General features: G+C 58.4%; 8 protein-coding genes and 3 pseudogenes. 3 read left to right on the top strand and 8 right to left on the bottom strand.

The window, feature by feature from the left end; genetic code table 11:
* Nucleotides 1–67: 67 nt before the first annotated feature.
* From D7S89_RS16620 to D7S89_RS16605, 4 genes and pseudogenes are all read right to left on the bottom strand, one after another.
* On the bottom strand, nucleotides 68–1,873 hold the full coding sequence (locus D7S89_RS16620) for an ADP-ribosylglycohydrolase family protein (protein WP_121278922.1): 1,806 nt from the start codon (nucleotides 1,871–1,873) through the stop codon (nucleotides 68–70).
* Complete coding sequence (locus D7S89_RS16615; protein WP_121278920.1) at nucleotides 1,870–2,562, bottom strand: DarT ssDNA thymidine ADP-ribosyltransferase family protein; 693 nt, start codon at nucleotides 2,560–2,562, stop codon at nucleotides 1,870–1,872. Before D7S89_RS16615 ends, D7S89_RS16620 begins: the two co-directional genes overlap by 4 nt.
* Entirely contained in the window at nucleotides 2,559–3,959 is a 1,401-nt protein-coding gene (locus D7S89_RS16610; RefSeq protein WP_121278918.1) for a 3'-5' exonuclease, read from the bottom strand. The genes D7S89_RS16615 and D7S89_RS16610 overlap by 4 nt, the downstream gene beginning before the upstream one ends.
* Nucleotides 3,960–4,407: 448 nt before the next feature.
* Nucleotides 4,408–4,581, bottom strand: a pseudogene (locus D7S89_RS16605) (IS3 family transposase); the annotation flags it as partial.
* A 50-nt stretch (nucleotides 4,582–4,631) separates the two neighbouring features.
* Here D7S89_RS16605 and D7S89_RS16600 point away from each other — a divergent pair.
* Both D7S89_RS16600 and D7S89_RS27205 read left to right on the top strand, forming a co-directional pair.
* Entirely contained in the window at nucleotides 4,632–5,825 is a 1,194-nt protein-coding gene (locus D7S89_RS16600; protein WP_121278916.1) for a hypothetical protein, read from the top strand.
* The gene (locus D7S89_RS27205) at nucleotides 5,735–6,688 is read left to right on the top strand and encodes a hypothetical protein (protein ID WP_147426690.1); all 954 of its coding nucleotides are present in this window, start codon (nucleotides 5,735–5,737) and stop codon (nucleotides 6,686–6,688) included. Before D7S89_RS16600 ends, D7S89_RS27205 begins: the two co-directional genes overlap by 91 nt.
* A gap of 53 nt (nucleotides 6,689–6,741) precedes the next feature.
* Here the strand turns inward: D7S89_RS27205 and D7S89_RS16590 are convergent, their stop codons facing one another.
* The 4 genes and pseudogenes from D7S89_RS16590 to macA all read right to left on the bottom strand — a co-directional run bounded on the left by D7S89_RS16590 (nucleotide 6,742) and on the right by macA (nucleotide 11,318).
* Nucleotides 6,742–8,136 carry an efflux transporter outer membrane subunit gene (locus D7S89_RS16590; RefSeq protein ID WP_121278912.1) on the bottom strand — a complete coding sequence of 465 codons (1,395 nt, stop codon included), beginning with the start codon at nucleotides 8,134–8,136 and terminating at the stop codon, nucleotides 6,742–6,744.
* Nucleotides 8,137–8,148: 12 nt separating this feature from the next.
* Nucleotides 8,149–9,342, bottom strand: a pseudogene (locus D7S89_RS28320) (ABC transporter permease); the annotation flags it as partial.
* 95 nt (nucleotides 9,343–9,437) lie between these two features.
* A pseudogene (locus tag D7S89_RS28315) lies at nucleotides 9,438–10,125 on the bottom strand (ABC transporter ATP-binding protein); the annotation flags it as partial.
* 2 nt (nucleotides 10,126–10,127) lie between these two features.
* On the bottom strand, nucleotides 10,128–11,318 hold the full coding sequence (gene macA / locus D7S89_RS16580) for a macrolide transporter subunit MacA (RefSeq protein ID WP_121278908.1): 1,191 nt from the start codon (nucleotides 11,316–11,318) through the stop codon (nucleotides 10,128–10,130).
* A 195-nt stretch (nucleotides 11,319–11,513) separates the two neighbouring features.
* On the opposite strand from macA, the gene D7S89_RS16575 reads away from it, so the two are divergent.
* The gene (locus D7S89_RS16575; protein ID WP_121278906.1) at nucleotides 11,514–13,214 is read left to right on the top strand and encodes an ATP-binding cassette domain-containing protein; all 1,701 of its coding nucleotides are present in this window, start codon (nucleotides 11,514–11,516) and stop codon (nucleotides 13,212–13,214) included.
* Nucleotides 13,215–13,244 lie beyond the last annotated feature (30 nt).

Genomic DNA, 13,244 nt, shown 5'->3' with positions numbered 1-13,244 from the left:
CAGGCTGCGACGATGAGCGGAGCTGACGTTTGGCTCCTGCTCCCAGTCGCTCGCCCTCACGACTCTCTCAGTTCGCTACGTAGGCCTTCAAGCGCTCGAACACTTCGATGGCATACCCGGATGGGTCTCGGCATTCGAAAGAACGGGTATTTCCTCGCACGACTATCTTCGAGGACTCAACTCCCGCTTTGGCCAATCGTTCGGAGCACGAGCTCAAATCGGAGACGTTGACGAAAAGCTTAACTCCTCCACAAGACAGTGGAGCGCTCGCGTCTTGTCGAAGAGCAAGGGTTGAGGAAAAGCGGACAACTCTCTGCGACGCGCCGGTGACTTTTAGCCCCAGAAACTTCTCGTAGAACACGCGCGACTTGTTGAGGTCTCTAACCAGGAGAGACATACCAACTACTGGTTCAAAATCGCTGTCCGAGTGGGATAAGCTTCCCGTTGGACCGTCCGGCATGCGTACAGCGCCTTCAAGACTTTCGCCCGCTTGCACCATGCTCTCCGGACTCTCCGTCTTCTTAGTCGCACCGCTTGGAATAAACAGCGTGAATCCAGCGTCTGTCGCAACAACGCGCGTCTCCACAACGCGTTCACCAAGTCGCTCTTTACGACCCTCCACTGCTGTGACTCGCAATCCGATGGGCAGGGAAAGGTCCGATGACGTTTCTTTGCCTCGGAGTCGCGCTTTGAATTCAGTGAGGTCGCGTTTGGTTACTTGGTTGCAAGTCGTCGTGGTCTTGCGCATGAAAACTAGATGCTCTGCAGTCTGCCGTATGTAATCGACATCCTGGAGTTTGTCCTCATAGTCATGCAGCCAGGATATGCCATTTATTACGCCCAGGAGGCTGCCAGTCATAGACGCAAGAGTGTCTGTATCTGCACCCTCGGAAGTGGCGGCACAACGCATACCTTCCAATGGAGAGGCGGCATATCGAGACGCGTAATACAGTGCAGCAACAGCTGTGGTCGTGCCGGCACCGTTTGTCTTCGGGCTCAAGCCTCCTAGTTCTTTCATGACCACCATGTCGTCCGACAGCACACCGGCTTCGAGTCCATCCATGGCATGACGGCAAAGGCTGACAATCTCACTTATCGTAAGAAGCCAGAGCCCATTGAAGTCTTGCACGTGCTCTAGCGTGGCGGGAAGCCACGAGGGCCATTGATGCGAGATGTCAGGTAATACTCCCCAGACGGTTGTCTCCTCTACGCATCGGCGAACGAGAGACCCGTAGTCGAGCGTATCGACTCTTTTGAAGGAATTCCACAATATGTACCCAAAGGCGAGTGCGCCTACAAGCGCCCGCGGGTGGCCATGCGTAGTCACTCCATCCGCTAGAATGTCTCTGGCCAACGCAGAGAAGTCGTCGTCTCTCGCATGGGATACACAATGCGGCAACACGCGCATCGCGGCGCCATTGCCGCCCGCTTCGAAGTATCGCTTCGCAACGTCTTTGGCGTCGGAGTCCCAAGGAGCGACCCCCGCCAGCCATGAGTTGGCTGCGCGCTTCGTCGCTCCTCCGCCACCGCGCTCATAGCAGGTCCAGAAGGGTAACTCGACGCGCGCAAAATGCTCCCACCAACGCTGCTCTTTCGCCCGCGAGCGCGAAATGGCGAGGATGAGCTGGGTATCATCACTGTAGGCGCCGGCGTCGATTTGCTCCCAACGAGGTGAAAATCTGCTGCCGCTCCGTTTCTTCCAGTCGACGAACTGGCCGTCCCATATGCGGACGTCGAGTTTGCCCGCAGCTCTGCCCTCGAACGGCCAGCCGAGCGCATCACCGACGGCAGCACCCACGAACGCTGCGATGGCGCGTTCGGGGCTGGTCGTGGTCTTCTGCTCAACAGGACGGTTCAGGATGCTCTCGCTCATACTACGGTCTCAGTCGGACGGCGCCCCGTCCAAATGTGGTTTGTCAGCGCCATTTTATCGAAGAGGAGCGGGGCAACGACTGTCGGCACTGTCGGCGGCGACAGTCCGAGCGTGTCCCAACGCGCTCTCTCAGTGTGGGCCTGCTTCTCCGTTAGCATGGCCATACCTTGAACGGCCTCTATCGGGATGGGTCCCGGCACGAGAACCTCTGCTTGCAGGTCTGTAGGTGAGCAAGACAAGTGTGAGACCTGGCGCCTGAAAACTCGTCCTCCCGCCCCTTGAACTCGTGGTGCAAACATGGATTCGTATCCCGGCCACCCGCCTGCTATCAGCGAGCCGTTCTCGGCAGCCGCATTTCGCGGACAAAACAGCGTTCCGGGTGACCACAACACCACGGGGTCAATGAACAGTATCACCCAATCGAGGAAAACCAGCTCCTTTCTTGTCACGATGTCGAGGTAGTAGCTGTTGGGATACTCGACGGAACAGCAAATCTTGTCGAGATGTCCGTCCAGACGGTATTCGTCAGTCGGGTTGACCTCGTCGCGGGCTTCTATGTCGAGCGTCCGACGGTCCTTCAGATATCCAGAGGCCAAGACGTGGATGAGATTCCGCGACGGCGTAAAGTGACACAGGCGGGTAATGCCCCGCCTGCCGCAATCATTTAGGATATCTTCATGCACCGTCATCGTGAACTCCGGTTGTACAGCGAATCATCTGCGGGCAGCAATTCCGTGACGTCTCCCGTGTAGGTGAGCACCAGGGAGGTTTTTGCCCGCGTGATGCCCACATAGATGAGCCTGCCGTCTTCGGCGAGTATCTCGTCCACCTCATCCGCCTCGATGTCTTCCAGGTTTGGTATCTCGGCGCTGGACAGGAAGGGAAGGATTACCAGGTCAAACTCAAGACCCTTGGCCGAATGGTACGTGCCAAAGTAGGCCCCATGCCCGACCGTCCAGTTCGCGCCCTCTTCCTTCAGTTGCACCGCGTCTTCCGGCAAATACGGGCTGATTTCGCGAATCTTCTCGTGGGTGCGCAGCAAAACCGCCACGCTTTGAGTCCGGTAACGGCTCTGCACTATGGTACCGACTAGTTCGCGCTCCTTTTCCGGGTCAGCGAAGTGAACGAGTGCCGGTTTCGGCCCGTCTGCCGCGGAAACAATCGGCGCAATCATGTCCTGGCCGCCCAAAAAATATGGCATATCGGACACGGCAACGGCCAGATTGGCGATATTTCGCGTGTTTCGGTAATTTTGTTCGAAACGCCATACCTGCCGTGTTTGAAAGCCTGCCTCACGCCAGCTCATTCCACGGCCATGGCCATAGATTCGCTGCGCCACATCCCCGAAGAATGTAATGGAACCGTCCGGCGGGATGGCCTTCGTCAAAGACCGAATCATCTCGAGTGAGAGGTCCTGTCCTTCGTCGATGATGACGTGCTTGTACAGCCTCGGGCGCTTGTCCCTTTCGAGCGAAGCCGACACCGCTGCCGCTATGTCATCCATGTCGTAGAGCTTCCCACGCTCCGCTCTCAACTCCCGGTAGCGCTCGAGGATCTCCCACATGATGGGCCGCAATACGCGATTCATCTGTGCCGAAGCTCGACCTGTACGAGTTACTTCGTTGTAACGGTCGACCGACTCGATGTTGCGTCCGTTCAACCACTGTATCTCGTCAAGGAAGAACTTCAACGGCCGACGGAAGAAGGAGTGGTCTTCGTAGTCCTCTTTGACATCTTCGATGGCCTGTTCGATGAGGTCTTTGCGCTGCTTCGGTGCTGCGAGACACCCGTCGGGCAGCTCGCCACGGGACTTGAGATAACCCCTGGCAAAGCGGTGGTAATTCCGAACGTCAACATCTGCGGGGATTTCGCTCCCAAAGCTGTTGATGTAATTCATCAGAGCCTTGTTATACGTGACAATCAAGGTACGGCCCGCGTCGGGAAGCAAACTGTTCGTCAGATACCTTGCACGCGCTATAGCCATCGTGGTCTTGCCGCTACCCGCGGTACCGAGCACCACGTGCTGCCCTGTTGCAGGCAGGCACACCACTTCTAGCTGTTTTCCTATTGGTTTTGGCAATGCCATATAGATATGATCGCCGCCCTCAGCGTTCTCCGTTTTTGTTTTAATTGTCCATGCAATGTGTCTCGCCACCCTAGTATTGTTGGGACGTTAGGCATGACTCGGGACGGCTTTCCACGTCGACAATCATATCTCAAAATGTATGCCTATCGCGATTGTCATTAAGTCGCAGTGAAGAACGTTTTATCTGAGGCAGCCACAAGCACAGTAGGCTGCCGATCGCTCGTCAAGTTTTGCAGACGCGCAATTGATGACGAAACAGCGCGCCGGCGTTCGGTAAACTCGGGGCAGACAGCGGCCTTTGATGTCGGTCCACTTATTGGGAATCGAGCGCGCATATTCCATCATGGCCTTGCTGCCAAAAGCGGCTTACTCGCGGGAGGCCGGATACATTTACGCAAACTGTCTCGTCTGACGGCGCTCGCTTGCAAAGCCGCAGCGGACCATACATTTTTGCTCGGCCATACTCCACGGCTTCGCACAGAATCCCCACCTCGCCCGTCTTTTTGCCCAGAAGCCGTTACAGTTCCTTGCTTTGCTTGAGCGCGTCAGCCAACTCTGAGGCCGGCACGACTTCCTCACCCGAACTGTCCGCCGAGAGGCTGCCGTCTTGATAGAGCTCGCGTTCTTAGCGACGCGTTCCGACGCAATCTTGTTCCCACCGGATCGGCCAACTTGAGTGAGCAGCACGAGTTCGAACCCTCGGCGCAGGCGGCGAATGGCAGTGCTCTGTTGCTGCACCTCGAAAAGACGGTGAGCCGCTTGTCGAGCGGAGACCACAGCAGCGCAAATGCGGCGTCGGGCTCGGTTGTGACGGCGGGGAAACTCCAACAGGCTATGCGCGAGCGCTGGCTTGCCTCAGAGCTTTCGCATGTGATTCTTCGGTACGAGAGTGAATGGGGCGGTGACATGTCGCGCTGGGAGGCGCTTACGCCGCTCATGAAGAATGCGCAGGAGAACTGGAAGTGCGAGCTGCAGCGTATCAAGAAGCTGCAGTGGTGGAGCGACGTCAAAGGGAAAGTGGCTGGATTTCCATCAAGCCCCGTCGTATACCATATTCATCCGATTGCACTGATTTTAAATTTTTCGGGAAATTGCACCTGTATTAATATCGATGCATTCTGTGAGAAGTACAAGATTCAACACCAGGAAGAGTTCGGTTGGTTTGAGGGTGGTGCTCATAAAAAAATACCTCCTCTCAATGATGAGTCGTCGGGTAATCTAAAAAAATTGCTTGCCGAAATGCTTGCTCAGTACCCGAGTTACTTCAAAGAATGCAACAATCGCTATCTAGCTTATATGCTTGCCACCGCTCGTGTCGAGTCATATGATTTTATCCGGGGCGTCTTTTTTGGTCCGTTTGTGGAGCACATCTCGTATGCCGATGCGGAGCAGAACTATGGTTGTGGGACGACGGCAACCGCGAAGCATCGAGCTAGGGCTATCTCGATGGGCAATACGGAGGTCGGCGATGGATTTAAGTACCGAGGTCGTGGTCTTGTGCAGTTGACGTTCAAAAAGACCTATGCAAAATTTTCAGGTGTTTCGGGCACTGATTTGACCGCGAATCCGGACAGAGTGCTCGAGCTTGCGCTCGCGGTGAAGATTATGATGCTCGGGATGCGGGATGGCTTGTTTTCGGGGCAAGGCCTGTCTGACTATCTTGATGGGGCGAATCCGGACTACGTTGTGGCGCGCGCTATAATCAATGGGAGCGATAAGGCATCTCAGTTCGCGTACTATGCGCAAAGATTTGAAAAGATAATTAAGGAAACTCGATGGGGAAGAAAATCTGGGTGGGAGTCGGAATTGTGCTGTGGGCGATATTTTCGCAAGCTGCGACGCCTTATCAACTTCCAGGCCTGGTAGTGTGCATGGCAAATGCGTGTCCTGTACGGTTGGACGAGGAGGGGCATCTTGTGGACGCAAAATCTCGGGCATCCCTGTTTGCTAAGCCTTTGAAAGCTACAGTATTCGATAGTTACACCCTGCTGAAAAGTGGGGGTGAGTATATTCTTGAGCGAAGCAACACATCATCATCGAGAAACTGGGATGCACTCGTCTTTACATATAGCGACGACCACGTAACTGCTAATCGCGTCATTTCGCTGTCGAGATCCTTTACGATGACACCTGCAAAGATCGAATGGAGCGGATATGAATGTAGAGGTGCCATCAGCCTGGACGCGAAGGGCGGCCCGTTCGAGTCCGCGGTGGCAGCGTTATGCGGAAGCACGCCAAATGCTGAGCACCAGGATGTAGGTAACGCAGATTCGGTAAGAGCGGCCCGATCAAAGGGACTGGTTGTCGAGATTCCTATTTACGAAAAAGGAAATCGCAGCTCCTCGACGTATCTTTTTGCCGATAATACCGAACCGGACGCTGGCGCACTGTTGTGCTTGAACAACTGCGGTTTGACAGGGGAGAACATGCGCTATGGGGGATGGATTGGAAAATCAGCTTGGGTGGACGTCACTCTTCGAGTCTTGAATGCGGAGGGGAAACTGGACGGTAGCTACTTTTACGTCAGCAGGGGCGTCGGAATACCTGTCAATGGACAGTTGACTGGAAACGAATTGAAGTTGAACGAGCTTTCTCCGGAAGACGACCAGTCCGCGCAAGTAACCGCTACTATGGCTGGCAAGGTTGCAGGCGAGTCGATTACTGGCTCTTGGTTTTCCAAAAAAACCGCAAAGACATACCAATTCTTCTGGGCACGTCGCCTCTACTAACCCACTGATATTGGGGGGAGGTAATGGGACACCAACGCGGCGCCGGGAGGTGTTTAAGCCGATGGCGCCGCGCCTCCCCCAAGCGCTTGAAACAGTTCCATCCGCACCCGCAACCGGTTTAGCGTATTGAGCGCCATCGCACGCTGTGCGTCACGCAGCCGCTGCTGCTGATCGAGCCACGGCTGCACGCCGGTCGCGCGTGCGCGGAATCGAGCCTTCGCGATCGCCTCGGCACGTTGTGCCTGCGAGAGCGATTGCTGCAGGTCGTTGGCCTCACGATCGAACTGTTCGCGTGCCGCTAACCCATTCTCGACCTCCGCGAGTGCGCGATACAGGTTTTGCCGGAAGCGAACGACTGCTTCTTCATATTGCGTCTTGGACACCTTGATCTGAAGCTGCATGGTGTTCCATTCGACGAATGGCAGCGCAAGGCCGACACCAAGCGTACCGACGGGATTCTGAAGTACGCGAGCAAGACTGACACTCGTTGTCCCGGCAGTGCCCGTCAGCGTGAACGACGGATAGAAGCTCGTACGCACAACGTCGACGTTCGCGAGCGATTCACGTAACTGCGATTCGGCCACACGCAAGTCGGGTCGGCGACTGAGCAGTTCGGCCGGCAAGCCCGCAGCGATGTCGGGGAGCGCTCTGTCGGGTAGTGTCGTCGGCTCGCCGGCCACCGTGTTCGGTGGTCTGTCGAACAAAATCGCCAGCGCATTGCGGCTTTCAGTGCGCTGCCGAAGCCATTGGGTTTGCGTCGCGCGTTGCACTGACAGATCCTGCTCGGCTTGCGCGACGTCGAGTCCTGACAAAGCCCCCGCCGCGTAGCGCGACCGCACGATGGCGAGCGTGCGCTCCGCGTCCGCAACGTTGGCATCGCCAAGCGCGATCAGCCGATTCAGATAGCCGATCCGCCAGTACAGCGATGCCGTGGTGCCTATCAGCGAAAGCCGGGCGGCGTCGCATTCAGCCTGAGTAGCTTCAAGCGCCCAGCGCGCCACGTCACGCTGGGCCGCGAGCTTGCCCCACAGATCGAGTTCATAACCGAGCGTGCCTCTGATACTGGCAGCGCGGCTCGTGTCATTCGTGTCGAGTGTACGAGACACGTCGCTCGAGGCGCGCAGCGTCACGTTCGGCGTGAGGTTCGTGTCGGCGAGCCCTGCTTGCAGTTGTGCGCGGTAGACACGGATCGCCGCGACCGCGAGGTCATTGTTCGTGCGTAGCGCATCCTCGATCAAACGATCGAGTGCAGGGTCGCCGAACGCGCGCCACCAGTCGTCGCGTGGAGCGGCTGCTTGTTGCATGACGGTGGCCATCCAGCGCGATGGCATGTCGGCAATGAGCATGGGTACGTCACGTGACGTCGCGCAGCCCGACAGCACGGTCACGCAGACAAGCAATGGCACAAGCAGCGACTTGCAGCGGAGCGAATGGGAGAACGTAAGCATCACCGCATTACCTCAGTCGCGCGCTAGCGCATCGATGGGATCGAGCCGCGACGCGTTGCGCGCGGGGATGAAGCCGAACACGACGCCGATCAGCGTCGAGCAGAGAAACGCCGACGCGATCGCGGCGCTGGAGAACACCATGCGCCACTGATGGACGAACAGCGAGAAGACGGCGCTGACGCCGAACGACATCGCGATCCCGAGCGCGCCACCAATCAGGCACACCATGACGGCTTCGACGAGGAATTGCTGCATGATGTCGGCCTGACGCGCACCGACCGCCATCCGTATGCCGATCTCGCGCGTGCGCTCGGTCACCGACACGAGCATGATGTTCATGACGCCGATGCCACCGACCACGAGCGAGATGACCGCGATCAGCGATAACAGCAGCGTCAGCGACTGGCCAGTCTTTTCGACGGTCTTGACGACGTCGTCCACGTTGTAGGTAAAGAAGTCCTTACGGCCGTGTCGTTGCGTCATCAATTGCGTGAGACTGTGTTCGGCAGCGTGGCTCGGCTGGCCCTCACGCACCCGCACGGTAATGCCGTCGAGGTGGGGCTGACCGAACAGGCGCCCGCTCGCGGTCGTGTACGGCACCCAGACGTTCAGGCTCTTCATGTTGCCGAATGCGTTTTTCTTGTCGGCCGTCACGCCGATTACTACGCATGGCAGGTTGTCGACCAGGATTACCTCGCCGAGCGGATTCCTGCTCGTGCCGAACAGCTTGCGTCGCGTATTCTGGTCGATGACGGCGACCTGCGCCTGACGCCGCATGTTGTCTTCGCTGAAACCGATGCCTTGCGCCATCCTGATCCCGCGCACGTCGAAGAAGCGGTCGCCGACGCCATTGACGAGTGCGTTGACGTCGACGCTGCGGTAGCGGAGCAGTAGCGTGCGCGAGGTCTCCGGCGTCGCTCCGTCGATGTAGCGTTGTTCGGCGAGTGCGGCAGCGTCCGCGGGCACGAGTGTCTGGATCGCGGCCGCTCGGCTGTCGCCCCAATCCTCGCCCGGATAGATATTGATCGTGTTCGTCCCGATACTGTTGATCTCGTCGAGCACGTATCGTTTGGCACCTTCGCCGATTGCCATGACCGACACGACGGAGGTGATACCGATGACGATGCCCAGCATCGTCAGCAGCGTGCGCAGCCGATGCGATGCGAGCGCGGCCCAAGCCATGCGGAACGCTTCGGCGAAGCGGGCCGTGGCCGATAGGGGACGCTTCGCGCTGTGCGAGTCGCCCGATATAGGTTCGGCATGGCGGCGCTCCCCGGGTAGCGCCTCGATATCCCGGTAGTTCGGATTAGGCTGGTCCGAGACGATCTCGCCGTCGCTGATCTCGATGATGCGTCGAGCGTGTGCGGCGACGCGGGCATCGTGCGTGACGATGATCACCGTATGACCGAGGGTGTTGAGCTCGCGCAGAATCTCGATCACGTCCTGGCCGCTCTTCGAGTCGAGCGCGCCAGTCGGCTCGTCGGCGAGGATCACCTGACCGCCGTTCATCAACGCTCGGGCGATGCTCACGCGCTGCTGCTGGCCGCCTGACAGCTGGTTCGGCCGGCGCTCCAAGCGGTCTGCGAGTCCGAGGCGCCCAAGCAGGCGGTTCGCGCGTGCATGGCGCTCGGTGCGCGTGCTCCCTGTATAGATGGCCGGCATCGCTACGTTTTCAGTTGCGCTCAGATGAGGCAGCAGGTGATAACGCTGGAAGATGAAGCCGAAATGCTCGCGGCGTAGCCGTGCGAGTTCGTCGGCATCGAGCTTGTCGGTCTCCCGTCCGCCGACGCGATAGCTGCCCGAACTCGGACGGTCGAGGCAGCCGAGAATGTTCATCAGCGTCGATTTGCCAGATCCGGATGAGCCGATGATCGCTACGATTTCGCCGGCCGAGATCGACAAAGTCACGCTCTTTAGCGCCACGAAGGGCTTGTCACCGGACGGAAAGCAGCGCGTGACGTTCGTCAGCTGGAGCAGCGGCTGTTTCATCGTCACGAATCCTTGTCCGACGACGGGTGATCCTCGATGTCGACATCGCCGATTACGACATGCTCGCCCTCTTTCAAGCCGGTCAGCACCTGGACCTTCACGTTGTTATTGATCCCGAGCCGAACCTTGCGCGTTTCGAGCGCGCCGTCGGCACCGAGTACACGGACCGTGTGGGTGCCCTTGTCGTCTTTCGCGCCGAGTGCGGCGACCGGAATGTTGAGCGCGTCGCGTGCCGTGTCGAGCAGGATGTTGACCTGCGTGGTCATCGAGATGCGCAACCGGTGATCAGGATTCGGCACTTCGAATAGCGCGTGGTAGAAGACGGCGCTGTTCGGCTTCGAGCCGCCGCCTGAGCCGCCGAGATTGGTCTGCGTGTCGAGGAAGTTTTGCGGCGCGGGCTCGATGGCGCGCACCTTGCCGTAGTAGCGCTTGTCGGGTTCGCCGAGGATCGTGAAATACGCGGTTTGGCCGGCACGGACGCGGATCACGTCGGCTTCGGAAACCTGCGCTTTTACGGTCATGGTGTCGAGGTCGGCCAGCTTCAGGATCACCGGTGCCTGCTGCTGGGCGATGACGGTTTGGCCTTCCTGAGTGACGATCGAGACGACTTCGCCGTTCATCGGCGCGACGATCCGCGTATAGCCGAGGTTTGCCTGTGCGGTGTCGATCTCGATGCGGGCCGAGCGGATCTGTGCGTCGAGCGATGCCAGATTGGCGCGCTGCACATCGAGCGCAGACTGCGCGGCTTCGAAGTCCTGACGCGAGGTGGCGTCGTCGGGCAGCATGAGCTGTTGGCGTTGGTACGCGAGCTCGGCTTGTTTCAGCTGTGCCGTGATCGAGCGCTTCTGTGCGAGCAGCTTTTGTGCGTTGGCCTGTGCCTGACGCAGCGCGTTTTGTGAGATCACCGGGTCGATTTCTGCGAGCCATTGGCCGCTCGTGACTTTATCGCCGAGCTCGATCTTCAATGACTTCAACTGGCCGGATACCTGCGCGCCGACGTCGACCTGCTTGAACGCGTGCAGCGTGCCCGTCGCGAGTACGGCGTCCTCGAGCGTGCCGCGCTCGACCTGGGCGGTTAGATATTGGGGGCGTTTGCTGTGCGCAAGCAGGCGCGGAGCGACGATGGCGAGAAGGATGACGATAGTGAGGGCGACTATCGAAATTCCAAGGCGGCGTGCAAGGTGACTCGTCATTTGGATTCCTAACGGACGGCTCCAAAGGATAAAAGTCTCGTAGCGTGCCTTGCCAGCGCGTCAATGTGGCAGCGATCTATCGTTGTTGGGACCGAATTACCGCCATGGATAAGTCTTGGAATTTTTTCTTGAAGGGTAGATCGAAGAAATCGAATCGAAAATCAATGGGATCGCAACAGTTTTCTTGGAGGATCGATGCGAGTAATTGAACCATTCAAGGATTGGATCTCCGCATATCGGATCACAACCCGCAGCTATCGCAAGTTACCGATGCACTTCATCGGCGCGACACTGTTCATGGTGCTCTTGACCGGGATCTACACGCTGGTGCCGTACTTGTTGCGTCAAACGACTAATGCGCTGTCGATGGACGACGTGCATCGTCATGCCACGTCAGCCGTGCTTCTGGCCGGCGCATACGGGTTGGCCTGGATGGCGGCCCATGTGTTCGAATGGCTGAAGGGCATGGTTTCTGCGGCAGTGCTCGCCCGATGTGACGCGGCGTTTCATCAAGCCCTTTACGGGAGGCTGATCAGAGTCGACTATGCACGGTTGACTCAGGAAGATCCAGGCAAGCTCGTGTCCGTCATCGCGCGAAGTAGGGATGCATTCAGCGCGATCACGTTTGCGGTGTTCTGGGTCATTGGTCCGACCGTGTTTCAGCTGTTTCTGTCGGGCGCTGTGCTGTGGCGGCTGGCGAGTGGGGCGTTCGCACTGGGTTTTGTCGCGTCGATGCTCTTGCTGTTCGTCGCGACCTGGCTGATAGCGAACAAGAGCAAGGATTCTCATGAGCAGATCTTCGGCGCCGCGGACACGCTATCGAGCCATCTCGTGGAGAAGCTCGGCTTCATGCTCGACATCAAGCTCAACAATGCCTACGCGAGGGAAGACGCCGCGTTACGCAGCATTCTCGACAATTTCGTCGGCAAGATCTCTCGCGGCAATGCGCGGCTCGCGCTCCTCCTGGCGGCGCAAGCAGCGTGCACCGGTTTAGTGTTCACGCTGTTCACGGTAACTACGGCGCTCGGCGTGACACGGTCGGCATTGCAGGTGGGCGATTTCGTGATGATCGTCGGATACGTCGTCACGTTGACGATGCCTTTTACCATGCTGGCTGCATCGCTGTCGGAGTTGCGCCGCAACCATCTGGCGCTACGCGAGGGCTTCGGCATTCTCGATCTGCCGCTCGAGCGCAGCGAATCGAAGACACCGCTGGTGCCCAAAGGCAACCCGGTGTATCGACTCGATCGGGTGGCAGTCACGCAAGGTGAGCGGCAAATTCTGCGCGAAGTCAACATGACGGTCGATGCGGGCGAACTCGTCGTGCTGACCGGCCCATCTGGTGTCGGCAAGTCAAGTCTGGCGAACCTCATGCTCGGACTTGCGCGACCGACTGCGGGGATCGTACGCCTCTATGGGAAAGACGTTGGCGACGTTGCAGTCAGTGATATCGCGCGCACGGTCGCCGTCGCGCCGCAATCGCCGATGATTTTGACCGGGACGCTCAGGGACAACCTGATCTATGGCTGCGATAACGCGCCCCCCGATACGTTTTTGAATGAGCTCGTGACTTTACTCGAGCTGCAAGGGCTTGCGCATGATGGAAACGGCGACGTACTCGATCGTCCGCTGGGCGTTCAGGGAAGGGCGCTGTCGGGCGGGGAGCGTCAGCGTATCGCGTTGGGGCGTGCGCTCGCTCGCCGGCCGTCGGTCGTCATCCTGGACGAGCCCACGTCGTCGCTGGATGCGGCACGCGAGGCGAGGATCTTTGCGCAGGTCCGTCAATACGTGCCGACGCTCATCGTCATCACACACCGTCAAGCGCTGCTGAAGTCGGCCAATCGCGTGTATCGACTGGAGGATAAGACGGTGCGGGAATTCATCTCACAGGCTTAGATGGCTGGTCTGAGCGAATCGCTCGCGGCG

It is taken from the genome of Trinickia fusca, from assembly GCF_003628145.1.
Lineage (GTDB): Bacteria > Pseudomonadota > Gammaproteobacteria > Burkholderiales > Burkholderiaceae > Trinickia > Trinickia fusca.
This window is presented reverse-complemented; position numbering and strand designations above follow the sequence as displayed.